The organism is Paenibacillus sp. J45TS6 (assembly GCF_018403285.1).
Classification (GTDB): Bacteria; Bacillota; Bacilli; order Paenibacillales; family Paenibacillaceae; genus Paenibacillus.
On sequence record NZ_BOSJ01000005.1, the window covers coordinates 83598 to 110030 of the forward strand.

At 43.4% G+C, this 26433-nt stretch carries 18 protein-coding genes; 17 read left to right on the top strand and 1 reads right to left on the bottom strand.

Going from position 1 to position 26433, the window contains the following annotated elements; all coding sequences use genetic code 11:
- The first annotated feature begins 144 nt into the window (after positions 1 to 144).
- The 5 genes from KJS58_RS09640 to KJS58_RS09660 are packed head-to-tail and all read left to right on the top strand — an operon-like array spanning position 145 to position 7250.
- On the top strand, positions 145 to 1659 hold the full coding sequence (locus tag KJS58_RS09640; protein ID WP_213532325.1) for a glycoside hydrolase family 43 protein: 1515 nt from the start codon (positions 145 to 147) through the stop codon (positions 1657 to 1659).
- 19 nt (positions 1660 to 1678) lie between these two features.
- Positions 1679 to 2386: an ABC transporter ATP-binding protein gene (locus KJS58_RS09645; RefSeq protein ID WP_213532326.1), complete on the top strand. Its 708-nt coding sequence runs from the start codon at positions 1679 to 1681 to the stop codon at positions 2384 to 2386.
- A complete protein-coding gene (locus KJS58_RS09650) occupies positions 2367 to 3431 on the top strand; it encodes an efflux RND transporter periplasmic adaptor subunit (RefSeq protein WP_213532327.1) in 1065 nt (354 codons plus the stop codon). The genes KJS58_RS09645 and KJS58_RS09650 overlap by 20 nt, the downstream gene beginning before the upstream one ends.
- A 42-nt stretch (positions 3432 to 3473) precedes the next feature.
- A complete protein-coding gene (locus tag KJS58_RS09655; protein ID WP_213532328.1) occupies positions 3474 to 6350 on the top strand; it encodes an ABC transporter permease in 2877 nt (958 codons plus the stop codon).
- Between the two features lie 3 nt (positions 6351 to 6353).
- A complete protein-coding gene (locus KJS58_RS09660) occupies positions 6354 to 7250 on the top strand; it encodes an ABC transporter ATP-binding protein (protein WP_213532329.1) in 897 nt (298 codons plus the stop codon).
- A 132-nt stretch (positions 7251 to 7382) separates the two neighbouring features.
- Here KJS58_RS09660 and KJS58_RS09665 read toward each other — a convergent pair whose 3' ends face one another.
- Positions 7383 to 8132: a response regulator transcription factor gene (locus KJS58_RS09665; protein WP_213532330.1), complete on the bottom strand. Its 750-nt coding sequence runs from the start codon at positions 8130 to 8132 to the stop codon at positions 7383 to 7385.
- A gap of 272 nt (positions 8133 to 8404) precedes the next feature.
- On the opposite strand from KJS58_RS09665, the gene KJS58_RS09670 reads away from it, so the two are divergent.
- From KJS58_RS09670 to KJS58_RS09725, 12 genes are all read left to right on the top strand, one after another.
- Positions 8405 to 9784: an ABC transporter substrate-binding protein gene (locus KJS58_RS09670; RefSeq protein WP_213532331.1), complete on the top strand. Its 1380-nt coding sequence runs from the start codon at positions 8405 to 8407 to the stop codon at positions 9782 to 9784.
- A 95-nt stretch (positions 9785 to 9879) separates the two neighbouring features.
- Positions 9880 to 12777, top strand: a complete 2898-nt coding sequence (locus KJS58_RS09675; RefSeq protein ID WP_213532332.1) for an extracellular solute-binding protein — start codon at positions 9880 to 9882, stop codon at positions 12775 to 12777.
- Positions 12778 to 12855: 78 nt separating this feature from the next.
- Positions 12856 to 13749: a carbohydrate ABC transporter permease gene (locus KJS58_RS09680; protein ID WP_249717169.1), complete on the top strand. Its 894-nt coding sequence runs from the start codon at positions 12856 to 12858 to the stop codon at positions 13747 to 13749.
- 14 nt (positions 13750 to 13763) lie between these two features.
- Complete coding sequence (locus tag KJS58_RS09685) at positions 13764 to 14627, top strand: carbohydrate ABC transporter permease (protein ID WP_213532479.1); 864 nt, start codon at positions 13764 to 13766, stop codon at positions 14625 to 14627.
- Positions 14628 to 14643: 16 nt separating this feature from the next.
- Positions 14644 to 16104, top strand: coding sequence for a hypothetical protein (locus KJS58_RS09690; protein WP_213532335.1), 1461 nt, complete (start codon positions 14644 to 14646; stop codon positions 16102 to 16104).
- Entirely contained in the window at positions 16101 to 16727 is a 627-nt protein-coding gene (locus KJS58_RS09695; RefSeq protein WP_213532336.1) for a YIP1 family protein, read from the top strand. The genes KJS58_RS09690 and KJS58_RS09695 overlap by 4 nt, the downstream gene beginning before the upstream one ends.
- A gap of 22 nt (positions 16728 to 16749) precedes the next feature.
- Entirely contained in the window at positions 16750 to 19308 is a 2559-nt protein-coding gene (locus KJS58_RS09700) for a DUF5696 domain-containing protein (RefSeq protein WP_213532480.1), read from the top strand.
- Positions 19305 to 20216, top strand: a complete 912-nt coding sequence (locus tag KJS58_RS09705; RefSeq protein ID WP_213532338.1) for a carbohydrate ABC transporter permease — start codon at positions 19305 to 19307, stop codon at positions 20214 to 20216. The genes KJS58_RS09700 and KJS58_RS09705 overlap by 4 nt, the downstream gene beginning before the upstream one ends.
- A 17-nt stretch (positions 20217 to 20233) precedes the next feature.
- Positions 20234 to 21184 (top strand): carbohydrate ABC transporter permease, encoded by a 951-nt coding sequence (locus KJS58_RS09710; RefSeq protein ID WP_213532339.1) that lies wholly within the window; start codon positions 20234 to 20236, stop codon positions 21182 to 21184.
- A gap of 87 nt (positions 21185 to 21271) precedes the next feature.
- Positions 21272 to 23500, top strand: coding sequence for an ABC transporter ATP-binding protein (locus tag KJS58_RS09715; RefSeq protein ID WP_249717112.1), 2229 nt, complete (start codon positions 21272 to 21274; stop codon positions 23498 to 23500).
- On the top strand, positions 23493 to 23990 hold the full coding sequence (locus KJS58_RS09720) for a DUF1854 domain-containing protein (RefSeq protein ID WP_213532341.1): 498 nt from the start codon (positions 23493 to 23495) through the stop codon (positions 23988 to 23990). The genes KJS58_RS09715 and KJS58_RS09720 overlap by 8 nt, the downstream gene beginning before the upstream one ends.
- A 27-nt stretch (positions 23991 to 24017) precedes the next feature.
- Positions 24018 to 26339, top strand: coding sequence for a glycoside hydrolase family 95 protein (locus KJS58_RS09725; RefSeq protein ID WP_213532342.1), 2322 nt, complete (start codon positions 24018 to 24020; stop codon positions 26337 to 26339).
- The last annotated feature ends 94 nt before the right edge of the window (positions 26340 to 26433 follow it).

Genomic DNA, 26433 nt, shown 5'->3' on the forward strand with positions numbered 1-26433 from the left:
TATACGATTCGGCAGGTTGTTGCCAGTAATTGTAAGCGATAAACTTTTTAGAGAGACTAAACACGAAGTATGCCATCAGATTGCACATGATATGTAGCTCACAATTTGAGGATTTGATTACTTAACGAGGAGTTGAAGAAAGCAATGAAAGAGGAATTAAGCTTATATGAAGATAGGAAGAATGAGGTAAATGGTGTCACGGTTGATGGAGTAAAATTCCGTGATGACTTACAGGCTAAGGCGTTTGGTAAGCAGCCTCGGAATGGTAACCCCGTCGTATCCCATAAATTTGGTGCAGATCCTTACGCACTGGTGTATGAGGAACGGGTGTATCTATACAATACTCACGATGTACTGGAGCATGATAATGAAGGAAATGTAAAAGAGAATACGTATGGGACAATCAATACACTTTCTGTAATTTCATCTGAAGATCTGATCAATTGGACAGATCACGGCGCAATTAAGGCGGCAGGTGCAGAAGGTGCTGCAAAATGGGCGACACAATCCTGGGCACCAGCTGCAGCTCATAAAGAGCGCAATGGGAAAGATGAATTTTTCTTATACTTTGCTAATAATGCAAGCGGAATTGGAGTCTTGACAAGTGACAGCCCGACTGGGCCTTGGGTGGACCCTATCGGCAAACCGCTCATATCCCGGGAAATGCCAGCAGCTGCAGGTGTGACTTGGTTATTTGATCCGGCTGTTCTGGTCGATGAAGATGGAACAGGGTACCTGTATTATGGAGGAGGTATACCAGAAGGAAAATGGGAGATGCCAAATACCGCCCGTGTAATTCAGCTCGGTGAAGATATGATTAGTGTTGTTGGCGAGGCAAAAGTAATCGAAGCTCCCTTTATGTTCGAGTCTGCGGGCATCCATAAATATAATGGGGTGTACTACTACACGTATTGTTCTAATTTCTATCCGGGAGCACGTCCTGAAGGGAGTCCACCGGCGGGAGAGATTGCATATATGACGAGTGATCATCCGATGGGGCCTTGGACTTATCAAAATACGATTCTGAAAAATCCAGGTCACTTTTTTGGCGTAGGCGGTAATAATCATCATGCCATCTTCTCACTTCATGACACATGGTATATCGCTTATCATGCTCAGACTTTATCAGCTGCAATGGGTGTTCCTAAAGGATACCGTTCCACACATCTTAATCAAGTCGAGTTTACTGAAAATGGGGATATAAAAGAGATCACGGCAGATTTAAAGGGTGTGGACCCAATTAAAACGCTAAATCCATTTCATATTGTTGATGCGGTAACTATGGCATGGAATGCAGGAATAAACGTCCGTTCTTTTACTGTGGCAGATGAAGACGGACATTCCGATAAACTTGTCATTTCTAATATACATGATGGTGATTGGATTGCAGCAGCAAATGCAGACTTAGCGGAAGGTGCTTCCTCCATCGTAGCTTGGGTTGTTGGAACAAGTGAAGGTGAGATTGAAATTCGGATGGATAATCCAAATGGTGAATTATTAGGAACCCTTGTCGTACCGCATACAGAAGACGTGGAGCGGTGGGAGGTAATCAGCACAGAAATTTCAAATGTGAAAGGGATCCATGATATTTATTTTGTTTTTAGAGGTGAATCAGAGAAAGAACTGTTTCAATTAGGTGCATGGCAATTCATTCGTTAGTTTAAAGAGGGGGTGCCTCATGCCATATACAGAGCAGGATAGGAAGACTTACGGTGATCCGATTCTTGAGGCCGTCGGTGTGTACCGAAGGTTTGGGCGGGGGAATACGATGGTTACTGCACTAGATAATATTCATCTATCTGTGCCCGCTCGCAACATGGTGGCACTGCAAGGAAGATCAGGGTCAGGGAAAACGACGCTTCTGAATATACTTGCTACGCTAGATGAACCGACAGAAGGAACCGTCATTCTACAGGGACAACAAATTACCGGGCTGTCAGAAGCAGAACGAAGCAAACTTCGCCGTAAAGAAATTGGACTCGTCTTTCAGTCGTTTGGGCTGATCCCACTTATGTCAGCATACGAAAATGTTGAATTTGGTCTTCGCATTGCAGGCGAGTCGGTTAAAGGAAATCAAGAAGCTGCAGAACGAGCACTGGAGCGAGTAGGTATGAAGGATAGAATGAAACATCGACCTATGGAATTATCGGGCGGTGAGCAGCAGCGCGTGGCGATCGCAAGGGCGATCGCACATGAGCCTGCCATTCTAATTGCTGATGAACCCACGGCTGAGCTGGACAGCAAGATGGGTCTGCAGGTGATGCGTGTATTTCGGGATCTAGTGCAAGATTCAGGAATGACGATTGTCTTAACAACACACGATCCGGGGATCATGGAGCTTGCTGACTATGTTATTGCATTGGAGGATGGCAAAATTGTACCCTAATCGATATAAGCATCATCGTACGTATAAAAGAAAACCAAATGTAAAGGTAAGCATTCTTCTCGCTGCCATGCTTACTCTTACGGGCTGTTCTCTTCTTCCTGTTGAAGACGAAAGTCTTCAGCCGCCGCTTGTTCAGCCTGCCGAGGAAGAGCTTGATATTGTGGAGGCGGCCCGTGGCAATATCGAGACTTCTTTAAGAGGAACGGCCAATTTTGTTTCGGCAAGCTCAGCGACGCTGTTCTTTAAAGAAAACGGAGGACGTCTAAAGTCTATGAAGGCAAAAGTTGGAGAAGAGGTAAAGGCTGGTGAATTACTGGCGGAGCTGGAAACAGACGATCTCGATCTTCAAATCCGTTTACAAAAATTGAACGTTGAGCGTGCGAGATTATTGTATAAAGAGGCTCAGCAATCCGGTGTTGTTAAAACGGAACTCAGACTGCGTGAAATTGATATGGAGCGAGAGGAATTGCAGCTGGACAATATGGAGAAGAAACTGTCTTCAGCAAGAATTTATGCTCCGATCTCAGGTATTGTTACCTTTACGGAAACACTAAACACAGGAGATATTGTAAGCGCTTATCAAACGATAATTACGGTCGCTGATCCTTCTGATATGAAGCTTATTTATACCGCTTCTGATTCCAAAGATCTACTATCAATCCAAACCGGAATGCCGGTAGGTTTGAAATACAAAGGTAAGGATTATGAAGGTACGGTGTTACAATCCCCTGCTGAAGCACCTCAGACGACAGATGAAGCAAAGTCGGAGCGAAATTCGGTGACCATCATTATAGGTATGAAAGATGCACCAAGTGATTTGAAAATTGGTCACAGCGCGGAACTCACGATTAAATTACAAAGCCGTGAGAACGTAATCCTTCTTCCAAGGTCTGCGATTCGCTCTTACATGGGGCGCAGTTATGTTCAAGTAGCTGAAGGTGACCAGCGGAAAGAAGTCGATGTGGAACTTGGACTTACCACACCTACACAGGTGGAGGTTGTGAAAGGTCTCGAAGAAACTCAGCAAGTTATCTTGAATAATTAAAATTTGTATCTACTTTCAGGGCAGGAAGGAGGGGGTGATCATATGGCTTTGTGGACGATGATCCTTCGCAAAATGGCAAGTAACAAATGGCTGCAGCTTAATTTGTGGTTTGGCCTAACCATATGTGTGGCGTTGTTTAGTTCTATGCCGCTCTATTCAGATGCCATTTTGCAGCGGACATTGACCAAGGAATTACAGGAGATCCAGCATCAGAGCAGTGTATATCCTGGGTTTATGCGCATTAGTACAAGTGTATCTTCTTCTGTAATGGATGAGAAGACGATTAGTGCGATTTCTCGTGCTGATCAATTTGCTGCAAGTATCCCGGAGCGGACGGGAATTGAGGCGATGTCTTCCTACCAGCAGCGCAAGACTCATAAGATGAAAGTATATGGAGCCGACGCTTCGGACCAGGAAAAGAAGATACAGAAAACAACAGGAATTTTCAAGTCTTTATCTGATATGGAAAAACGGGTCAAACTGACTGAGGGTCGCATGCCGGAGGACCGGCAAGACGGTATATTTGAAGCGCTTGTGACACAGAAGTTTCTATTGTCAGTAAAACGCGGACTTGGCGATGAACTGTTGATGGTATCGCCGGAAGCAGATCGTAGTACATTCCGTGTAATTCCTGTTGGTTTGATTGAAACGGATCCGGCTGCGGACCCCTATCTCCCCTATTTGACAACAGACGAAGAGAATGGTTTTCTGATTCCTTTCGAGCAATTTGAGCGTGAATTTATCGAAGGTGGAAAAGCCCGCCTTACCGAACTAGAGTGGCGTTTTGCCTTGAACTACGAACAGCTAACGGTAGAGAAAACAGGACAGTTCACCAAAGCAGCTACGGACGTGAAACGTTATTTTCGCGGGAAACTTGGAGTGGAAGAAGTAAATATTCCAGCGACCGAGACGGTAGGATCGTATGAGGGGAAACAAAAGAAGCTTGACTTAATGATGTTGTCTCTCTATGTTCCCGTTATGATGATGTTGGCATTCTACATATATATGTCTGCGAATCTTATAATTGATCGGCAGAAGACGGAAATCGCTGTACTGCGAAGCAGAGGTGCCAGTCGTTTTCAGATTATGTGTATTTACGTACTCGAAAGTACACTTCTAGGCATCAGCGCACTGGCTGTTGGACCTATACTTGGGGTATGGTTCACTAAAATACTTGGAGCTTCTAACGGGTTCCTCGAGTTTGTTCAGCGTTCCGCTCTCGAAATCAGCTTATCAAGTGATGCTTATCGAATTGCCGTCATTGCTGTGTCAGGCGCCATTTTGCTTATCTTAATTCCTGCGTTTCTTGCTTCAAAAGTAAGTATCGTCAGCCATAAGCAGCAGAGTGCCCGGCTTGCTCATACCCCGTTCTGGTATAAGGCGGGAATCGATTTCCTTTTAGTCGGAATCTCATTGTATCTGCTTTATAATTTCAATAAAAGACAGGCTGATTTAAAGCGGTTGGCACTGGATTCAGAATTACTGCAAATGGATCCACTCGTGTTTTTAATTCCTGCCTTATTCATTCTCGGCGGCGGACTCCTTGTGCTGCGGGTATATCCTTGGCTGATTCGAATCATCTACGTATCAGGGAAGAAATGGTGGTCCCCGCCGCTTTATAGCTCACTCGTACAGATTAGCCGCTCTTCCGGACAGTATCTAACAATCAATGTGTTTCTAATCATGACCGTCGCAACAGGTATATTCAGTGCAAATGCGGCTCGAACGATTAACGATAATCTGGATAGCAAAATCCAGTATTCTGTAGGAACAGATATCGTAATTACGTCCAAATGGGAAAGTAATGCACTACCGCCTGTCAATATGGCTTCAGCAGCTCAGACGGGTTCAGCGAATAGTGAATTTACCGAACAAAGACGTGTGCAGTATACGGAACCTCCTTTCACCCCATTCGAAGAACTGGAAGGTGCAGAGTCAGTAGCTAAAGTGTTTCGGAAAGAGGAAGCACGTTTTAGTGCAAAAGAGAGCGGCACATCAGGAAAGGTAGAACTCGTAGGCATCAATACGATGGAATTTGGAAATACAGCGTGGATGAAGAACGGACTAATGGATTATCCATTGAACAGCTATCTAAATCTGATTGCTCCAAATCCGAAAGCGGTTCTCATCTCCCGTTCGCTCGCGGATAAGGCGAAACTTGAACCGGGTGATACCATCAGTGTTGCTTGGGATGGACTCAATCAAATTCCGCTTACCGTCTATGGCATTATCGATTACTGGCCAAGTTGGAATCCGCTCGCTGTTAGTCGTGATGCAGAAGGTAAGGGGACAGATCCCTTTTTGATTGTCGGACATCTAAGCACCATTCAGAACAGGCTGGCCATTGAGCCATATGAAGTATGGCTCAAGCTGAAGGACGGGGTGTCCAGCCAAGAGATCTATACGCAGTTGGAACAGAGTAAGGTACCCGTTACAAGCCTTCGGGACGCGACGCAAGAGCTGGTTCGTTCCGTGAATGACCCTTTCCGTATGGCTATTAATGGAGTAATGACGCTTGGATTTGTCATTTCTATGCTCATTTGTTTCTTTGGTTTTCTGCTGTTCTGGACATTGACATTAGCGGGAAGATCGCTCCAATATGGAGTGCTCAGGGCGATGGGTATGCCTTTTCGGCACATCATCGGTATGCTTGTCAGCGAGCAGATGTTAACTTCGGTAGCTGCGGTCCTCATAGGAGTGATGATCGGTAATGTAACAAGCGAACGGTTTGTTCCTTTGTTTGAAATGTCATTTGCGACTACAGATCAGGTACCGCCTTTTCAAATCACCTATCAGCTCAGCGACTATTTACAAGTATACGGTATTATCGGAAGTATGCTGATCATTGGACTTACCGTAATCAGTTTCCGTTTATCACGTACCCGAATTGCCGAGGCGTTGAGACTGGGAGAGGAGTAAGCCTTGATATACTGCGAAGGACTTGTGAAAATATATAAAACGGCCGATCTTGAGGTTGTTGCGCTTCAAGGACTCGATATGACGATAGAAGATGGCGAACTTATGGCTATCATCGGCAATTCAGGCAGCGGTAAATCTACGCTGCTCAATATGCTTGGCGGGCTTGATAAGCCTTCAGCAGGCAAACTATTTGTAGATGGTAAAGACATGCTTTCTTTTACAGAGAAAGATTTAAAAGTGTATAAACGAGAGACGGTAGGGTTCGTATGGCAAAATAACTCCCGTAACCTGATTCCGTATTTATCAGCCATAGAGAATGTGGAACTGCCGATGCTGCTGCACGGCAAGCGGAGCCGGGCGCGTGCAATAGAACTGCTCACGGCGGTTGGACTGGAAAAACGGATGAAAAACCGCTTAAGCGAGCTGTCTGGTGGGGAACAGCAGCGGGTAGCCATCGCCATTGCACTTGCAAATAACCCGCGTTTACTGCTGGCAGATGAGCCCACCGGGTCGCTTGATACGAGCACATCAGACCAAGTCTTGGATCTATTTCGATCGCTTAACCGGTCTACGGGTCTTACGGTCGTCATTGTTACACATGATCCGCATTTAGCCCAGAAGGTGGACCGGGTTGTGCAAATTCGTGATGGTAAGACCTCAGCAGAAATGATTCGGCGGACCTCTTATTCGGAGGAACTTGCTCTATTGGATGCAGAGGAAAAGCAAAAGATGTCAGACAGCCATATCGAATATGCGGTTATTGACAAGGCGGGGAGACTTCAGATCCCAGCGGGGTACCTCGATGCAGAAGAATTTAAGGACAGTAATAAAGTTCGTGTTGAAATGGAGGAGGGGCGGATTGTTCTTTACCCTCCTAATGAGACAAAATTGTCTGGTTAGATCAAGGAAAGAAAGAGAAAGAGTAAGATTGAGTAACTAATAATACCCAAATATCTGCGAAAATAGCCGCTTACTTAAAGATAAGTAAGCGGCTATTTTGTATGGGTAAAAGAAGAGTTCGGTTCAACCATGTTACGCAGTGACCATTTTCATTTTTCGATATTCGTTGGCACTCACACCCGTGTATAGCTTGAACTTTTTATAAAACCAATCCATTTCATAATATCCCACTTCATTGGCAATTTCGTATACTTTCATTTCGGTCTTCTCAAGAAGCTGCTTTGCTTTTTCCATACGTTGCTGCAACAAATAGGCATTAAAGGTCATATTCTCGTGATATTTAAATTTTTGCCCTAAATACGAATAGTTAAAATGTAAAGTGCTCGATATTTCCTTTAAGGTGATATTCTGTCCAAGAGATTCGGTCACATATTCTTTCACTTTATCAATAACGGATTCTTCTAGATCATCCGCTATATCAAAACTGGCTTTCTTATTCTCTGCTTTTTCTTCATTTAATTTTCGATTCATAAGCTGTAGACATATTGTCATATCTTCGCTGGATACTGGGGCAGGTAAGTAGTCGCTGACCTGATACTGCATTGCTTTTCGAGCAAGCTGAAAGTCAGTACTATCGCTAATAAGAATAATGGGAACAGGACTTATTGCACGTACATGCTTGCATAGGGTAATCCCTTGTTCAGGGCATTTTACAATATCGATGATTAGCAGAGAATAACATTTTGATTTGAGGAGAGATAAAGCAGAATCGGATTCATTCGTGTAATCTTCTAATATGAAACCGAGATTATTCCAATTAAAGAAATCTTGACTTTTTGCATCCCAATGATGATGTAAATCAACGAACAGGATCTTATACATAATCATAGCCCCCCATGCGATTATTTATGAATCATGTGATCCTCTCTATGTAAAAATGATTACGCTTTCATTATGTGAAAATAAAAGAAAGTTCTCAATGTGCATATCTTTATTTATCTAACTTTTGTTTACTTCTTCTTACATTACGAATGGCCGCTGCCAAGGCACCTATATTTTGAGGGGTACTAAAACACGTATATCGCAGGTTGTTTGCCTTATTATGTAAGCGCTACACTTTGATTGTGCTCACAAATCACGAGGGGGATTGAATCATGCGGATCAGCAAAACGATCATTGTGTTATTCATGATAATGGTGTTGCTTGTAGCTTGTAGCAGTGGTTCAGGCAGCGAGAAAGAGGTCAACACGGATGTTACACCAACGGAAGATGTTGGCGAGGTAAACAGCGGCGAGGATGTAGCTGGCAATGCAGATGAGGAGGGTGTATACAGCACCCCGGAAATGGATTTTGATATGGGTGGCAGAACAATCAAAATTGTTTCGTGGTGGGATATGACGATCGGTGAGGATAACCCAGATAATATTCAGCGTAAGAAAAACCTCGAGGCATTAATGGAAAAGCATAATTTTAAAGTTGAGTACGTGGCTGTTGATTATGGGGAATATCAAGAAAAGGTGACAGCGTCGCTGCTTGCAGGCGAGCCTCTTGGAGATATTGTTCGTCTTGGTAAGACTTATGCGGTTCCGACTCTGGTTAAACAGGATTTGCTTTGGCCTATCGATGAATATACGAAGAACCCTGTTGCCTTTAATCAAAAGGTAACGAATGAATACTACACTTACGAAGGCAGAGGGTACGGATTTACTGAGAATCAGGCGAATCTAGTTGTGGGGATTTTTTACAACCGCACTCTTATGAACCAACTTGGTATTAAACCGCTTCAAGATTATGTAAATGAAGACAATTGGAATTGGGATACTTTTATTGAAGTTGCTAAAGAGGCGAACAGAGATACGAATAATGATGGCAAGCTGGATACATGGGGTTTGGCAAATAATTCTCTTTTAGAGCAAGCTTTGTATTCAAATAATACTTCACTTACCAAAGGCGAAAAACAGAATCTAGATGATCCTGCGACAGTGGAGGCTCTTAACTTTGTTAACCGCATCGCTAATGAGCAAGTCACAAGACCAACAGAGGGCGGAGACTGGACTGAACCAGGTCAGTTTGTTCGTCAAGGAAATACTTTAATGTACGCCGGTGCACTACATGAACTTAACGGTTTGAAAACGGATATGCCTGACTATGATTTAGGTTTCGTCCCTTTCCCTAAGGGACCAAGTGCAACCGAATACCATTCTGCAGAGGCACTTTTCCAAGCACTTACCATTCCAAAATCTGTAGAGAATCCGGAGCAGTTAATGTATATATGGGAAAAGATTAACGATATCGATTCCGTATATGATTACCCAGATCAAAGTTCATATGAAACCGTATTCTCAAATGAAGAAGATCTGAACAATGCAAAAATGGTTGCACCGAATATGCTCGTGCTTGATCATCATACGTTTCCAAATCTGAAATTTTATGATTTTCAAGGAGAGCTGAACAGCGGTGTTTCTGTCTCAACCGTAATTGAGAAGTACAAAGCAACTTTTCAAGCAGCGATTGACGAAGTATACGGCAATTAAACGTTAGATATTGATCCCTATCAGCCCCTTTAAGCACTTGTTTAGAGGGGCTGTGGATCAATTTATTACGTCATGCAGCTGGAGGGGAGAAAGCGTTGAACATCCATAAGAAACGATGGGCCATTTCGTTGCTCGTTTTTAGTTTATCCGCCGTATTTATAGGCTCTTTTTATCCTTTGAAATCCATCATGGCCAGCGAAAAGATGGAACCGATTTCTGATTTTGAAGCGGTCGTGAGTTCTGACGATGAGAACGGTTATTCCGCATACCTGGAACGTCATACTCGTGCGGCAAGACCTGACCGAGTAATCCGAATTGAAGGGGAAAGTTATGTAAACGCTACAGGCGGCGAATTCGAAATAGCAGACCATCCATATGAACTTGATGGAACTGCTGTCTTAACACCGGAAGAAGGAATGATATCCTGGTCTGTGCCTATTGAGGAAGCAGGTTTATATAACGTGAGAGTACATTACTATCCGATCGAAGGAAAAAGTTCGGCTATTGAGAGGCAATTAGAGATTAACGGAGAGGTTCCGTTCAAGGGTGCGGAAATTCTTTTATTTGACAGAATCTGGGGAAATAAAATGGATGAAATTCAGCAGGATGATCGGAATAATGATCTTCGTCCAAGACAAGTTGAGAAACCTTCATGGCAACATGGCACTTTAACAGATCGAGAAGGTTATTATGATGAACCGTTTTCGTTTTATTTTGAATCCGGTGAACAAGAAATTTCTTTAACCGCATTAAGAGAACCGATGGCGATTGATTATATCGAATTGTATCAGCAGTCAGGACAGAAAACGTATGAACAGGTAAGCAGTGAATATGCCTCCGCTGGACTAACGCCAGTAAAGGATCAATACATGCTGATTCAAGCTGAGGATGCGGCGTATAAGTCTTCCCCAACTTTAGCTCCGATATCAGACCGCTCGAGTCCGACCGTAATTCCTTATGATGTATCTAAAATCCGAATCAATTCGATCGGCGGTACGAACTGGAAACTACCAGGTCAATGGATTGAGTGGGAAATCGAAGTTCCTGAGGACGGATTATATCAGATTGCGCTAAAGGAAAAACAGGATCAACTTCGAGGAATCTACGCTACTAGAAGCTTAATGATTGACGGGGAATACCCATTTCAAGAAATGAAACGAATTCGATTCAAATTTCATCGTGATTGGCAGATGAACGTCCTTGGTGGGGAGGAGCCTTATTTATTCCACTTAACAAAAGGGAAACACCAAATTCGTATGACCGTCTCCCTTGGAGAAATTGCCCCACTGCTAAGAACGATTGAATCAAGTGTGCTGGAACTGAATGAGATGTACCGAAAAATACTGATGATTACGTCGAACACACCGGATCCTTATCGTGATTATCAACTCGAGAAGCGGATCCCAGATATGATAGAAGTGTTTGAAGAGCAAGCAGAAACGATTTCAAATGTAGCAGATTATCTAGAGAAAGTAACAGGAGAAAAGAGTGATAAGGTTGCTATTCTTTATGCAATGGTATATCAGCTAAAAGAAATGGTGCAGCGTCCTGAGACAGTGGCTCAGCGGCTGGATTCATTCAAAATCAATGTCGGCGGACTTGGAACATGGATTTTGACCGTACGTGAACAACCGCTTTCTCTTGATTATATGGTTGTTTCGTCACCTGACGTGAAATTACCAAGAGCGGAAGCTACCTTTTTTGAAGAAATAAAGCACGAGATTGGTGCTTATATTGCTTCCTATACGGAGGATTACGACAGTATCGGTAATATTGCTGAAGGCAATCGTTCCCTTGATGTATGGGTAACCACAGGGCGAGATCAGGCTCAGGTATTAAAAGCATTAATCGACGATACGTTCACTCCGGAGACGGACATTTCTGTAAATCTTAGACTTGTTCCTTCCAACATCTTGCTGCCGGCTACTCTTGCAGATGAAGGACCGGACATTGCGATGCAGATTGGTGAAGACCTCCCAGTGAATTATGCAATGCGGGGAGCTGCTGCGGATCTAACTCAATTTGAAGATTATGAAGATGTTGCAGATCGGTTTCGTGAAAGTGGACTAACGCCTTATATGTACGATGAAGGAGTATATGCACTCCCAGAGCAACAGACATTCCCTATGTTGTTTTATCGCAAAGACATTTTGAAAGAACTGGAACTTGAGCCTCCAAAAACCTGGCAAGACATCTACAATATGATTTCTGTGCTGCAAAAACATAATATGGAATTCTATTTACCTCTGGAATCATCGAATGCAAGTCTTGTACCTAATGCGACTTTTTCGATGCTCTTGTACCAAAATGGAGGAGAATTCTATCAAGATAACGGGATGCGAAGCACGCTTGATTCTGACATCTCCATGGATGCATTTAAAAAGTGGACACAATTTTATACCAGTTATAAGTTCCCGCTGCAAGCGGATTTCCCTAACCGATTCCGGACAGGAGAAATGCCAATCGGAATTGCTGATTACACCACATACAACATGCTGACCGTAATGGCTCCTGAAATAAAAGGACTTTGGGATTTCACGATTGTACCCGGATCTAAACTTGCCGATGGATCGGTGAACCACGAGGTAGCGAGTCATACAACAGGAGTTATGATGCTGAATAATGCGGACGATAAAGAATCCGCCTGGGAATTTATGAAATGGTGGACAAATAAAGATGTTCAGATTAGTTACGGCAGAGAGATGGAAGGTCTGATGGGTGAGGCGGCAAGGTACCCAACAGCCAATACAGAAGCATTAGAAGAACTTCCTTGGCCTGTGAAGGATTATAAGAATCTGGAAAGTCAGTGGAAATGGGTACAAGGGATTCCGCAAGTACCTGGCGGTTATTTTACAGGCAGGCATCTGGATAATGCCTTCCGTAAAGTAGTGAACGCGAATCAGAATCCACGGGAAGCATTCTCAGATTATATTCTTTACATTAACGATGAAATCGAGATCAAGCGAAAGGAATTCAATTTGCCTTACGAATAAGGGGGTGGGGAAAAGGTGCAGACAAGAACGAATGTTCAGCCAATAAAAGAAGCCGTCCATCCAACACGGCCAAGCCGAATGTTTCGAATTAAGAAAGAATTTCATCGAAGCAAACATTATTACCTGTTAATGAGTCCATACATGATCATCTTTTTCTTATTTACGGTAATACCCGTTGTATTGTCATTCGGTCTCAGTTTTTTCTATTTCAACATGTTGGAGTTTCCGCGTTTTGTCGGTTGGCAGAACTACGCCAGACTGTTTTTGAACGATGATATCTTCATGATTGCTTTAAAGAACACATTACTGTTTGCTGTCATTACGGGACCTATTAGTTATATAGCCTGCTTTATTTTTGCATGGATTATTAATGAGCTATCACCGAAGGTCCGAGCGTTCATGACTCTCATTTTTTATGCGCCTTCGATTTCTGGGAATGTGTTCTTTATATGGCTCATCATTTTTTCTGGAGATAGTTACGGTTATTTAAATGGGTTCCTCATGAAAGCTGGATTTATTCTGGAACCCATTCAGTGGCTGCTTGATGAGAAGTATATCCTTGCCATTGTAATGATCGTTCAGCTATGGCTCAGTCTAGGCACGAGTTTCCTGGCGTTTATTGCGGGGCTCCAGACGATTGACAAAACACTCGTAGAGGCGGGAGCCGTAGACGGTATTAAAAATCGGTGGCAGGAATTATGGTACATTACTCTGCCTTCGATGAGACCTCAACTGATGTTTGGGGCAGTCATGCAAATCACAGCCTCCTTTGCTGTTGCAGATATCTCCATTGCTCTAGCAGGCTTCCCAAGTGTTAACTATGCAGCTCATACCGTTGTGACGCATTTGATGGACTACGGCACCATTCGATTTGAGATGGGATATGCTTCAGCGATCGCAACCGTCTTGTTCTTCTTAATGATTGGCTCGAACAAGCTGACGCAGAGACTCCTTAGAAAGGTGGGAGAGTAGACGTGGTATTAAAAATGAGAAATATTTTCCGAACACAGAAGAAACTTAACCGTTCCTTACCTGTCAACATTATGTTGTTCATCATCCTGGCACTATTTGGTGCATTCATGGCATTACCGCTTATTTATGCCATCAATAACGCATTTAAACCGCTGGATGAGATATTCATTTTTCCACCGCGTTTCTTTGTTATCAATCCAACGATGGATAATTTCTATGACTTGGTGTCCTTAATGGGAAATTCGTGGGTGCCTTTAACAAGGTATATCGCTAATACACTGCTGATTACCATTATTGGCACAGTGGGTCATATTTTACTCGCTTCTGCAGCTGCTTATCCGCTGGCGAAACACCGATTTTTCGGTTCGAAAATCCTATTTTCTATCGTTGTTCTATCCTTGATGTTCTCTGCACATGTTACATCCATTCCCAATTACATGGTTATGTCATGGCTTGGCTGGATTAATACACATGCATCCATCATTATTCCATCACTTGCTTTTCCGCTAGGCTTGTTCTTAATGAAGCAGTTCATGGAACAAATCCCGGATGCACTTATTGAAGCTGCAAAGATTGACGGAGCAAGTGAATATCGTATTTTTTGGAGTATTATTATGCCGAATGTGAAGCCTGCATGGCTTACACTTATGATTTTACAATTTCCAGCACTGTGGGGATCAGACGGAGGAAGTTTTATCTACAGCGAAAATTTGAAGACACTTCATTATGCGCTGGGTCAGATTATACAAGGCGGTATTGCCAGAGCAGGTGTCGGGGCAGCCGTTGCACTGCTGCTGATGATTGTTCCAATTACGCTCTTCATTATTTCCCAGAGCAGTGTTATGCAGACAATGGCGACATCAGGTATGAAGGATTAGAAGGGAGCCTTGCACGATGCGGAAGACGAAATCGAAAGGAAAGAAGCTGCTCCTATCAGCAATCTGCTTCATGCTTGGTGTTACGCTGGGCGGGGGAGTAACAAATGCTGCTGGTGATGGAGCTTCGTATAATTATTCTTTTTGGGGAGAGACCGTTGAAGCGCCTGCAGCCTATCAGGCAACCGAGTTGTATAGCGGAGCTGATCTTGGTGTAGGACCATTAAAAGAACCTAGTGATCTGCATGTATCAAGTGATCAGCGGATTTATGTACTTGATTCGGGTAACAACAGAGTTGTTGTGATGAATAATCGCTTCACTGATGCAGTTACAATTACCTCTTTCGATCATGATGGGAAGGAGGATACTTTTTCCAATCCTCAAGGGCTGTTCGTTACAGATCAGAATCATGTAATCGTTGCAGATACAGGAAATAACCGAATCGTTCATTTAGACCAGGATTTTCATTTAGTAAAAGTGATTGGGGCGCCGGAGTCGGATCTATTGCAAGCTAATTTTCAGTTTCAGCCCGTACGTGTGGTAATGGATAATGCACAGCGTCTGTACGTCATGTCGACGGGTGTATTTGACGGATTTATGGAATTTAATGCGGAGGGAGTATTCACTTCTTTTATTGGTGCGAACCGAGTAAAGATCGATCCTATCGATTATTTTTGGAAGCGAATCTCCACACAAGCGCAGCGCAGTCAGATGATTATGTATACACCTACGGAATTTACGAATCTTGACATTGATAACGAAGGTTTTATTTATGCGACCAACGGAGATCAGTGGGGAGACAATATTAAAAAACTGAACGCACAAGGCAATGATATCTTACGGCGTACGGGTTATTTTAACCCCCAAGGCGATATTAATTATACGGTAGATGCAGGCCCTTCCCGATTGATTGATATCGAAGTTTCCGATAGTGAAATGTACAGCGTGCTGGATTCGAAGCGCGGAAGAATTTTCACATATAACGGGGATGGACACTTAATGTATATCTTTGGCGGTATTGGTAACTTGCTTGGTGAATTTAAAACACCGACAGCGATCGAACGTGTAGGGGATGACTTTATCGTGCTTGATAAAGCATTGGGTGAGATCACTTTGTTCCGTACGACTGCTTATGGAAGAACACTTAATGAAGCTGTACGCAGCTATTATCGCGGTGATGAAGAGAAAGCTTATGAGTTATTTAATGAAACGATAAATATGAACGCAAATTTAGAATTTGCTTATTCTGGAATCGGTAAAGCGCTGCTAAGGCAAGGGGATTATAAAGATGCAATGAGTTATTTTGATCGAAGTATGGATCTGGCTAATTACTCCAAGTCGTTCCTGCTCTACCGCAAAGAATTGTTGCGAGATTATTTCGGTACGATCATGACTTTACTCGTCCTGGGTGTTGTAGCCTTCGTAGGAGCTCGTATATACCGAAAATCCGTGCGGAGAAAAAGAGGTGTGTCTGCTTGAATAAAGAACTCATAACATTCCCTTTACAGCTGATCGTGCATCCGTTTAACGGATTTTGGGATTTGAAATATGAGCAAACCCAGAAAAAGAATTTGATGATCTCATACCTCATTCTGTTTTTTCTGGTGATTACGAATATTTTAAGCACACAGTACAGTGGTATTTTGGTCAACTTGTATAACCCGAAGGACATGAACAGTCTTTTGGAAGTCGTATATATCGTTGTTCCCGTACTATTTTGGTGCGTTGCCAACTGGTCACTGACTACGCTTATGGATGGAGAAGGAAAATTTGTTGAAATCTTTACATCAACATGTTTTGCCTTACTCCCCCTTGTTATCATTAACTTTCCTTGGATTTGGCTGAGTAACATCATTTCCTTACAGGAAGCCACTTTTTATTATTTTTCCAATGCACTTTCTATTCTTTGGTTTCTATTCCTGCTATTCGTAGGCAATATGACCGTACATCAATTCACTCCTGCAAAAACCATTGGTATTATGCTGCTAACGGTGGTTGCAATGGGGTTCATGGCTTTTATCGGTATGCTGTTTTTCAGTCTGGTTCAGCAAATTGTGTCCTTCATATCCGTCATCTATCAAGAACTGGTTATGAGGAGTTAGGGAAGGAGGGAGAGAGATGAATATGAATTCTAAAAAAGCACTTATTGGTGTAGGTATCGTGTGCTGCCTGCTTCTCAGCAGTTGTTCAGGTACGGATTCAGCTAAACTGGTCAGCGCAAATCAAACGGAGACCGAGACGAAAGTATTTGAACAGGGTAAGCCGCTCACAGCTTCCTTCACCGATTCCCGTGCAGCGAATATGAAGGGAGTAGCCGAAAATGATTCATTACGATTTCTCGTGGACGAAGAATCTGGATCAGTAGCGGTCATTCATAAAGCCAGCGGTGAAATTTGGTACAGCAACCCTTCTGACCGAGATACGGATGCTTTGGCTGCTGGTGTCAATAAAAGTGAGTTATCTGCTCAGATGAAGCTTCAATATTACAACTCGTTTGGTCAAGTGAATTCGGTTAACTCATATACAGATGCAGTGATGCATAAGCAAATTAATTTTGAACCGATTGAGAATGGAGTAAGAGTGAATTATCAATTCGGGACAAGTGCCAAGTCAGCTGAGGATATGCCGCAGAAGATTAGTAAAACGCGCTATGAAGGACTCCTCGCTAAATTAGATAAAACGAATCAGCGGGCACTTATGCTGGTTTACACAGAAGACAGTGATGCTGAGGTTTTTGTTCGTAATGATGGAGCGTTAAAGGGTCTTCAGCTCGACCGAGCACTCAAAGCTTTTGAAGAGGCAGGGTATACGGAAGAAGAGCTTGCCATCGATATTGAAGAAAACAACCTGGATCAAACGAAGCCAGAACCTCGATTGTTCCTAGCTTCTATTGAATACACGCTGGACGGTGACAGTCTTGTAGCAAGAGTGCCTGCGGATCGAATTGAATACCCAGAAAAGTATCCTCTTGGAACGCTGTCTCTTCTTAGTTACTTTGGGGCAGGAAGTTCAAAGGAGGAAGGTTCTCTATTCGTACCGGACGGATCAGGTGCACTCATTCATTTTAACAATGGAAAAACGCAGTATCCTGCTTATCAACAGCCGGTCTATGGTACAGATAAAACCATGGATCGAACGGAAGATGCGCTAAGTACGGAAGCCATAAGATTGCCGGTATTCGGCATTTTGCGGGAAAACGCTGCATTCCTCGGTATTATTGAAGAAGGAGCACCCGCAGCAACGGTTAATGCGGATATTAGCGGCAAGGTAAACAGTTACAACTATGTATACCCAAGCTTTACTGTACTGAATAAGAGAGACATGACTTTGGATGCGAACGGACAACAACGATCCATTCCTTCATTTCAAGAGCGTCCGATGGCGACCGACTTTACTATTCGGTATGCGTTCCTTGGCGGCAATCAAGCCTCCTATTCAGGAATGGCAGCTTATTATCAACAATATCTAGATCAGAACAATGGTCTTCCACAAAAAGAACAATCCGAACAGAATTCGGACAATATTCCGTTTTATCTTCAACTGATTGGCAGTATTTCAAAACAAAAGCATTTTGCCGGCATTCCTTATCAGGCCTTAGAACCTTTAACTACGTTCGAGCAAGCTAAAGACATTATTACGGAATTACAAGAACGTGAAATCCGTGATATTAAGCTGAGATATGCAGGATGGTTTAACGAAGGACTCAATCATAAGGTGCCCGATAAGATCTCGGTTGATCAGGCAATTGGCGGGAAGGCAGGAATGAAATCATTCGCTTTGTTTGCAAAAGAACAAAACATTTCATTATTTCCGGACGTCGCCGTTTTAATGGCCAATTCAGGTTCTAGCTTTAATAAAGCAAAAGAAGCAGCAAGAACGCTCAAAGGGGATCCTGCAACGCTGTATCCTCTCGATGTAGCTATGGGACGCCGAGATCGCAGCAGACTGCCTTCGTACATTATTTCTCCAAAGACAGCAAACGCATTGATGGAAGACTTACTAAAGGAATTCCAGAAATATGACACAGGCGGTATTTCACTGAGAGATCTGGCAGATGTACTTAACAGTGATTTTCGTAAAAATAAGCTGATTGATCGGATAGAATCTGAGCAGTTATCCATACAGTCTCTTGAAAAAATAAAAGAATCGGGGATCGATGTTTTGGCAGAGGGCGGGAATGCTTATACACTTCCATACCTTACAGACATTATGAATGCACCGATGACAAGCAGTAAGTTTAAGATTGAAGACGAAGAGATTCCATTTTATCAAATGGTCGTGCGTGGATACATCGATTACACCGGCGATCCTTATAATCTATCTACGTACACCGATGTGAAGCCATACATTTTAAAAAGTTTGGAATATGGGGCTAATGTATATTTTGAATGGATTCACGAACCTAACTACAAAGTAAAAGATTCAGAAGATAGTCATTTATATGCCGTGAATTACAAACTATGGATCGATGAGGCTTCGGATATCTACCGTGAAGTCAATGCCATCCTGAAGAACGTGAAGAATGAAAGCATTACTCATCATGAGAAACTTGCTGACGGTGTGTTTCGGACAGAATATGAGAATGGCTTATTCATTATTGTGAATTATAATCGCTCTGCCGTTACATTCGACGGGCGAACAATCGAAGCCGAGAGTTATGTGACGGGTGGTGCAGATTCATGAAGTCCTTTATGAAGCTTGGATTGAAAGAACGAACTTACGCACAACAAAAAGCATTTTGGGGATTCATCTATGTCTTGCCATGGGCATTGGGTTTCATTTTCTTCTTTTTGGTTCCATTGTTATCTTCACTCAGATACAGTTTCAGCAATGTAGAGGCAAATTCATCGGGGATTTCCATATCGTTTGCTGGAATGAAGAATTATATCGAAGCATTAACAGTCAATACGAGCTTTAACCGTACATTGACGGAAGCGATCATTAATATGGTGGTCAATGTACCGCTGATTGTCATCTTCAGCTTGTTCCTGGCGGTTCTCTTGAATCAGAAATTTGCTTTACGGTCGATAGCCAGATCGGTGTTTTTCTTACCAGTAATTTTGTCTTCTGGTATCATTCTGAGTTTAGAGAGCTCAAGTTTGGTTCAGGCGATTAATGATCAAAGTCAGAGCTCAGGTATTCTAAGAGGGTTTGGCAGTTTTGAACTTTCGAATATGATGCTTCAGGCGGGTGTCAGTGAAACCATCGTTGATTATTTGACGGGAGCTGTGGACCGAATTTATCAGATTGTCAGCCAATCTGGAGTTCAGATCCTCATTTTCCTGGCAGCCATTCAGACCATATCGCCTCAATTGTATGAAGCATCGAAGATCGAGGGTGCTACAGGATATGAAGCTTTTTGGAAAATTACCTTTCCCATGGTAAGTCCCATTATCCTGGTAAATATGATTTATACCATTATCGATTCCTTCTCTCGTAATGATCTTACGGAGCTAATTCGTAATACGGGTTTCGTGAATTTTAATTTTGGTCTTAGCTCGGCAATGGCCTGGATTTATTTTGTGGCAATAGCCATTATCCTGTTGATCAGCACGTATCTCGTATCTAGAAAAGTCTTTTATCAGGATTAGGAAGAAGGTGGGTAAGGATGATCTTTTCCCGGTTTATATCACTTGACAATTGGAAGAAATGGTTATGGATAATCGTCCGGTTTACACTAATTATAGGATTATCGTTTGTCATTTTGTTTCCGATACTTCAAAAAATTTCAACGGCAGTTAAGCATCAGAACGACTTGTATTCTCCCATTGTGGTGTGGATTCCACAGAATTTCACGCTTGATAATTTTATTAATGCCATTCAAATTATGGATTATTGGGAGACCTTACTGAATACATTTGCATTATCCGCAACAACGACGATTCTGACAGCGATTTCATGTGCATTTGCTGGGTATGGTTTTGCCCGTCTGAAGTTTAAGGGAAGCAATCTGTTATTTGCTGGAGTGATCTTGACGATACTCGTTCCGCCGACTACGATTCTAATTCCTATCTATCTAAACTTAAAAGATTTTAATCTTATGGGCATTATTCCGTTATTTACAGGTGGAAAATCTATTAATTTGCTTAACACGTATTGGCCGTTTATTTTGACATCAGTAACAGCAAATTCACTTAAGGCAGGATTATATATCTTTATCTTCCGTCAGTTCTTTAGAGGTGTTCCTAAAGAGGTGGAAGAAGCGGCCTATATCGATGGTGCAGGTGTAGGTAAAACATTTATTCGAATCATGTTACCGAATGCCGTTCCCGCTATTGTTACAACACTTCTCTTCTCTTTTGTCTGGCAGTGGAATGACAGCTTCTTTACAACAACGTATCTGACTTCAAGTAAGGTTATGTCAACCCAATTGTCTTCACTGCCTTATAATCTGGCAATCGAGCTCTCCGGAGGCGATGCTTCAAAAGCGGATCCATTCTACTTAAGTATGGTGCAAGATACGGGCATTCTGCTTGCGATTTTACCGCTTATTATCATTTATTTATTCGTTCAGCGTTACTTTGTTGAAAGTATTGAACGAACAGGTATTGTCGGATAGTTCAATGAGATCACTTCGAAAGAAAGCGTCTTGCCACTCTAAGAGCTTGTGCAAGGCGTTTTTACTTGTTCAAAACCACGGGTGTAAATGAATAATCATTCTTATGTGGAGGGTGCTATGTCCTATTATGATCAGATTCCGAAGAATATTGCGGAGCAGTTAACGGGAGAAGTGCTGTTTAGCGCAAAAACGGACCTGCTTCGAAGCGGTAGTTTTGGTGAGCAATGGATTGTAGTGACAGACGATGTGATCTACTTGTGGGGAACGGGGGATTTACCGGAACAAATCATATCCTTGTCAGAAATCAGTAAAGCGAGAACCGCAAAAGGGATCGGCGGAGGTACACTGCTTGTTGATACAAAGGAAGGACCTATAGCGATTGGTCGGTACACAGCTGAACTTTCATCCATATTTGGTTTCGCAGCGAAGCTGATTGAAGCTCTTGTTAAAGAAGAGACGATCCCGATGATTTCGGAGAAAGATCTGCCACGGCACTGTCCAACATGCGAATTCCCACTTAGCGAGGGGACACAGGTTTGCCAGTTTTGTATGAACAAAGGCCAGGCGGCTGCAAGAATACTCCGTTACGCGAAACCATACCGATTAAGAATGGCTATAGCGGCGATTTTGCTTATTCTTACAACACTTGTAGAACTAGCACCGCCATATCTAATAAAACTAATTATTGACGATGTGCTTCAGCCGAAGGCTGCGGTCTCGACACTTCTCTTTTTCGTATTAGCGCTCGGAACAACAACCATTATGATGACCTTAATGCAAACCGTCCGTGGTTATATCGGCATTTGGGTTGGCTCGAAGCTGATGGGCGACATTCGTAATGATATTTACAGTTCTCTGATGAGGTTGTCACTCGCCTATTTTGATCGAAGGCAAACCTCCCAGTTTATCGGCCGAGTCAATAGTGATGCAGAATCCATGCGCCAGTTCATGACAGATGGTGTGATGTATGTCGGTGGCGAGATGCTGCGAATCGCTGCGATTTGCGTCATTATTTTCGGTTTGGATTGGCAATTGTCCTTGCTCGCTTTGCTGCCCGTTCCTTTCATCATCATTGTATCTGTTACCATCTGGCCTAAGATTGGCCGAAGGTTATACCAGCAGTGGCGATCCATTTTCCGTCTAAACACGATGGTTGGAGAATCCATGCAAGGAATCCGGGTTGTGAAAGCATTTGGACGTGAAAAGGAAGAGATGACACGTTATGATCATGCCAATCTGGAAGTGGTTCGAAATAATATTAAAACGGAAGGACTTTGGCAGTTTATTTTTCCTGCTTTCCAGCTCATTGCTGGAGTGGGGACACTGCTCATTTGGTATTACGGCGGGGGAAAGGTTCTCGGAAACGAAATTCAGCTAGGCGTACTTTTGGCGCTCGTTACTTATCTTGGGATGTTATTCGGGCCGCTGCAATGGATTAGCCAGATGGTAAGCTGGGCGAGCAATGCATTCACGGCAGCTCATCGTATATTTGAGATTATGGATACACCGTCTGAAGTACCTGAAGCCAGTAATCCCGTACCGATAAAATCGATCATAGGCGACGTAGATTTTGAACAAGTGACCTATGGTTATGAAAAGCATCATCCTGTACTAAAGGACGTAAACTTACAAGTGAAAGCTGGAGAGATGATTGGACTAGTCGGTCATTCAGGTGCAGGAAAGTCAACATTTATTAACTTAATATGCCGGTTCTATGATACGGATGAAGGAACGATTCGTATTGACGGTGTTCCTATTCGGCAGATTAGTCAGCATGATCTTCGCAGACAGATCGGCGTCGTATTACAGGAAACTTTTTTGTTCGATGGTTCGATTTCTGACAATATTGCCTACTCCAAACAAGATGCAACGCCAGAAGAAGTCATGCGTGCGGCAAAAATCGCAAACGCACATGATTTTATTGTTAGATTGCCAGACGGCTACGACACAAGAGTAGGAGAAAGAGGACATAAGCTGTCTGGCGGAGAAAAACAGCGGATCGCGATCGCACGAGCAATTATCCATGATCCGCGAATCCTTATTTTAGACGAAGCTACGGCCTCTGTTGATACGGAGACGGAAAGACAAATTCAAGAAGCAATCAATCGACTCGTGCAAGGCAGAACTACGTTTGCTATTGCTCACCGTCTATCAACACTGCGAAATGCTGATCGACTGGTTGTCCTGGACCGAGGCAAGATTGCCGAAGTCGGAACACATGAGCAGCTGCTCAACCAACCGGATGGGGTATACCGAAAATTGGTCGATGCTCAGAAAGAAATGTCACAGATTAGGGGAGTGGGCGTGAATGGCTGAACATTTTGATATTCAGCTGCTAAGACAGCAGGATATTAACCTCTCAAGAAACAAGGGAGGGGTCATACAGGGGACGGTGAATGAGAAATATTACGATGAACTTATCGTCTATCGCTGTTTCCCATTTCAATATGATTCTTCCTATATCTCCATCCGAAATGCGGAGGACGAAGAACTTGGCATTGTCCGCGAGATTGAGGAGCTGGACAAGGAAAGTGCGTGCGTACTGAAAGAAGAGCTTGAACTTCGTTATTTCTTGCCAAAAGTGACACACATAGACAGTGTGAAAAACAAATCCGGTTTATGGCTATGGGAATTACAAACGAACTTAGGACCGACTCGAATGGTGATGCGAAATCTCCATGAACATCTTCTATATCCAGGAGAGGGCTGGATTATCATAACAGATATGAATGGGAAACGATGCGAAATCAAGGATTGGCGGATGTTAGATTCTCACAGCCAGAAACAGCTTCAAGAAATCATTTAATCCTCATGATGAGAGGGGTACGAATCGATGAATGGAACGCTGAAACTTTGGTATGAAAAAGCTGCGGATAGCTGGAACGAAGCATTGCCGATCGGAAGCGGAAAACTCGGAGCTATGATCTTCGGACGGACTCACGTGGAACGTATTCAATTGAATGAAGATTCGATCTGGTCTGGAGGACCCATGATTCGTAATAATTCGGATGCGCTTCATCATCTTCCAAAGATTCGCCAGTTACTTCATGAGGGACGTCTTAGCGAAGCTGAGAAACTGGCTGCGATGTCCTTACCCGGAACGCCGGAGAGCCAGCGTCACTATGAACCGCTGGGTGATCTTACTATGGAATTTGGTCATGATGAATCGGAAGTTGTCAATTACCGGAGAGAGCTTGACCTTGAGCACAGTATATCTACCGTGCATTATGAATGGCGTGGTATACGTTACGAGAGGGAGCATTTGGCGAGTTTTCCTGATGAGGTCATTGCCGTGCGAATCAAAGCTGATCAAACAAGAGCGGTATCGTTCAGACTCCGGTTTACACGGGGACGACAACGATTCATTGATAGTTTGCATACGGAAGCAGAGGGGCGGCTTATCATGAAAGCCGGAACGGGAGGTAAGGACGGAATTCAAATAGGTTCCGTTGTCGACATACAAGTCAGCGGGGGAGAGGTCACGAACTGCGGGGAGTTCCTCCTTGTCAATCAAGCAGATGAAGCCATCATTCTCGTCTCCGCAGGAACAACTTATCGATATGAGAACCCAGAACTGTATAGCCGCGAAACGGTGAGAAGAGCGAAACAGAAAGGTTATGAAAGGCTGCGGTTAACTCACATTGCTGACTATCAGCGTTTGTTCAAACGCGTCTCTCTATCACTTGCCAAGACAGATGAAGATGATGAAAAGCGGCCTACGGATGTGCGAATGGCTGCACTTCAGGAAGGCTTGGAAGATCTCGGTTTAGTAGAGCTCTATTTTCAATACGGGCGCTACTTGCTCATTTCAAGTAGTAGACCGGGTTCATTGCCTGCCAATTTGCAAGGGGTCTGGAATGAACATTTTACGCCGCCGTGGGATTCCAAATATACGATTAACATTAATACTCAAATGAATTATTGGCCGGCAGAAATGTGCAATCTAGCCGAATGTCACGAGCCTTTATTTGATTTGATAGAGAAGATGCGTCCAAATGGAAGGGTGACAGCACGCCAAATGTACGGCTGCGGTGGATTTGTTGCTCATCATAATACAGATCTGTGGGGAGATACGGCACCACAGGACATTTGGATATCTTCGACAGTTTGGCCAATGGGAGCAGCATGGTTATGTCTTCATCTGTGGGAGCATTATCGCTATACATTAGACCGAGATTTTCTCATAAAATCATATGAAATAATGAAGGAGTCCGCGGTCTTCTTTCTAGATTATCTGATAGAAACTTCGGATGGAAAGCTAGTGACTTCACCATCCGTCTCGCCAGAGAACAAATATCGTCTACCAAGTGGTGAGACAGGTGCACTATGTATCGCTCCATCCATGGACAGCCAAATCCTTGACCATTTATTTGGGGCTTGTATTGAAGCAGCTGAACTGCTAAATATCGATCATGCACTGCGTGAACGGTTTCGTAAAGTGCGATCATGTCTGCCTCAGCCGAAAGTCGGTCGCCACGGACAGCTACAGGAATGGATGGAAGACTATGAAGAAGTGGAGCCTGGTCACCGGCATATCTCTCATCTATTTGCACTTCATCCCGGCTCCAGGATCACTCCGCGAAGTACGCCAGAATGGTCTGAGGCCGCTCGTGCGACGTTACATCGCAGGCTTGCATTTGGCGGAGGACACACGGGATGGAGCCGGGCTTGGATCATCAATATGTGGGCACGACTCCGCGATGGAGAGGAAGCTTATCGTAATATATCTGACCTATTACGTGATTCAACACTGCCGAATCTGCTGGATAACCATCCCCCATTTCAAATTGACGGGAACTTTGGCGGGACAGCCGGTATTGCGGAGATGTTACTACAAAGTCATGAAGGGATCATTGATTTACTACCTGCCTTGCCGCAAGCATGGACCTCCGGGATGGTTAGCGGTCTACGGGCACGCGGAGGATTCGTAGTTACAATTCACTGGGAAGAGAACAATCTTCTACAGGCTGCTGTGCACGCGAAATTCAGCACCGTATGCCAAGTTCGAAGTGAAGGACATCATTTAACGGTTAGGACAGAAACGGGGACAAACATCGAAACAGTAAGGGATGGTGATTTGGTTCGTTTCGATACAATAGCAAATGAAACCTATCTTATTGAGATAGAAGATCATGATGTTGAAAAAGACCTGTGAAAGTATGGATTTCATTATTCTGAGCGAAAAAAATCTACCGTTTAGCAGGTTGTTGTAGATAAAAGCAAAAGCTAAACTTTTGAGGAGAACCATC

Coding starts and splice junctions, on each gene's coding strand:
- KJS58_RS09705 (WP_213532338.1), top strand. CDS start 19,305: ATGAAGTCCTTTATGAAGCTTGGATTGAAAGAACGAACTTACGCACAA.
- KJS58_RS09710 (WP_213532339.1), top strand. CDS start 20,234: ATGATCTTTTCCCGGTTTATATCACTTGACAATTGGAAGAAATGGTTA.
- KJS58_RS09640 (WP_213532325.1), top strand. CDS start 145: ATGAAAGAGGAATTAAGCTTATATGAAGATAGGAAGAATGAGGTAAAT.
- KJS58_RS09685 (WP_213532479.1), top strand. CDS start 13,764: ATGAGAAATATTTTCCGAACACAGAAGAAACTTAACCGTTCCTTACCT.
- KJS58_RS09665 (WP_213532330.1), bottom strand. CDS start 8,132: ATGTATAAGATCCTGTTCGTTGATTTACATCATCATTGGGATGCAAAA.
- KJS58_RS09670 (WP_213532331.1), top strand. CDS start 8,405: ATGCGGATCAGCAAAACGATCATTGTGTTATTCATGATAATGGTGTTG.
- KJS58_RS09690 (WP_213532335.1), top strand. CDS start 14,644: ATGCGGAAGACGAAATCGAAAGGAAAGAAGCTGCTCCTATCAGCAATC.
- KJS58_RS09680 (WP_249717169.1), top strand. CDS start 12,856: ATGTTTCGAATTAAGAAAGAATTTCATCGAAGCAAACATTATTACCTG.
- KJS58_RS09655 (WP_213532328.1), top strand. CDS start 3,474: ATGGCTTTGTGGACGATGATCCTTCGCAAAATGGCAAGTAACAAATGG.
- KJS58_RS09720 (WP_213532341.1), top strand. CDS start 23,493: ATGGCTGAACATTTTGATATTCAGCTGCTAAGACAGCAGGATATTAAC.
- KJS58_RS09725 (WP_213532342.1), top strand. CDS start 24,018: ATGAATGGAACGCTGAAACTTTGGTATGAAAAAGCTGCGGATAGCTGG.
- KJS58_RS09650 (WP_213532327.1), top strand. CDS start 2,367: ATGGCAAAATTGTACCCTAATCGATATAAGCATCATCGTACGTATAAA.
- KJS58_RS09645 (WP_213532326.1), top strand. CDS start 1,679: ATGCCATATACAGAGCAGGATAGGAAGACTTACGGTGATCCGATTCTT.
- KJS58_RS09700 (WP_213532480.1), top strand. CDS start 16,750: ATGAATTCTAAAAAAGCACTTATTGGTGTAGGTATCGTGTGCTGCCTG.
- KJS58_RS09715 (WP_249717112.1), top strand. CDS start 21,272: ATGAATAATCATTCTTATGTGGAGGGTGCTATGTCCTATTATGATCAG.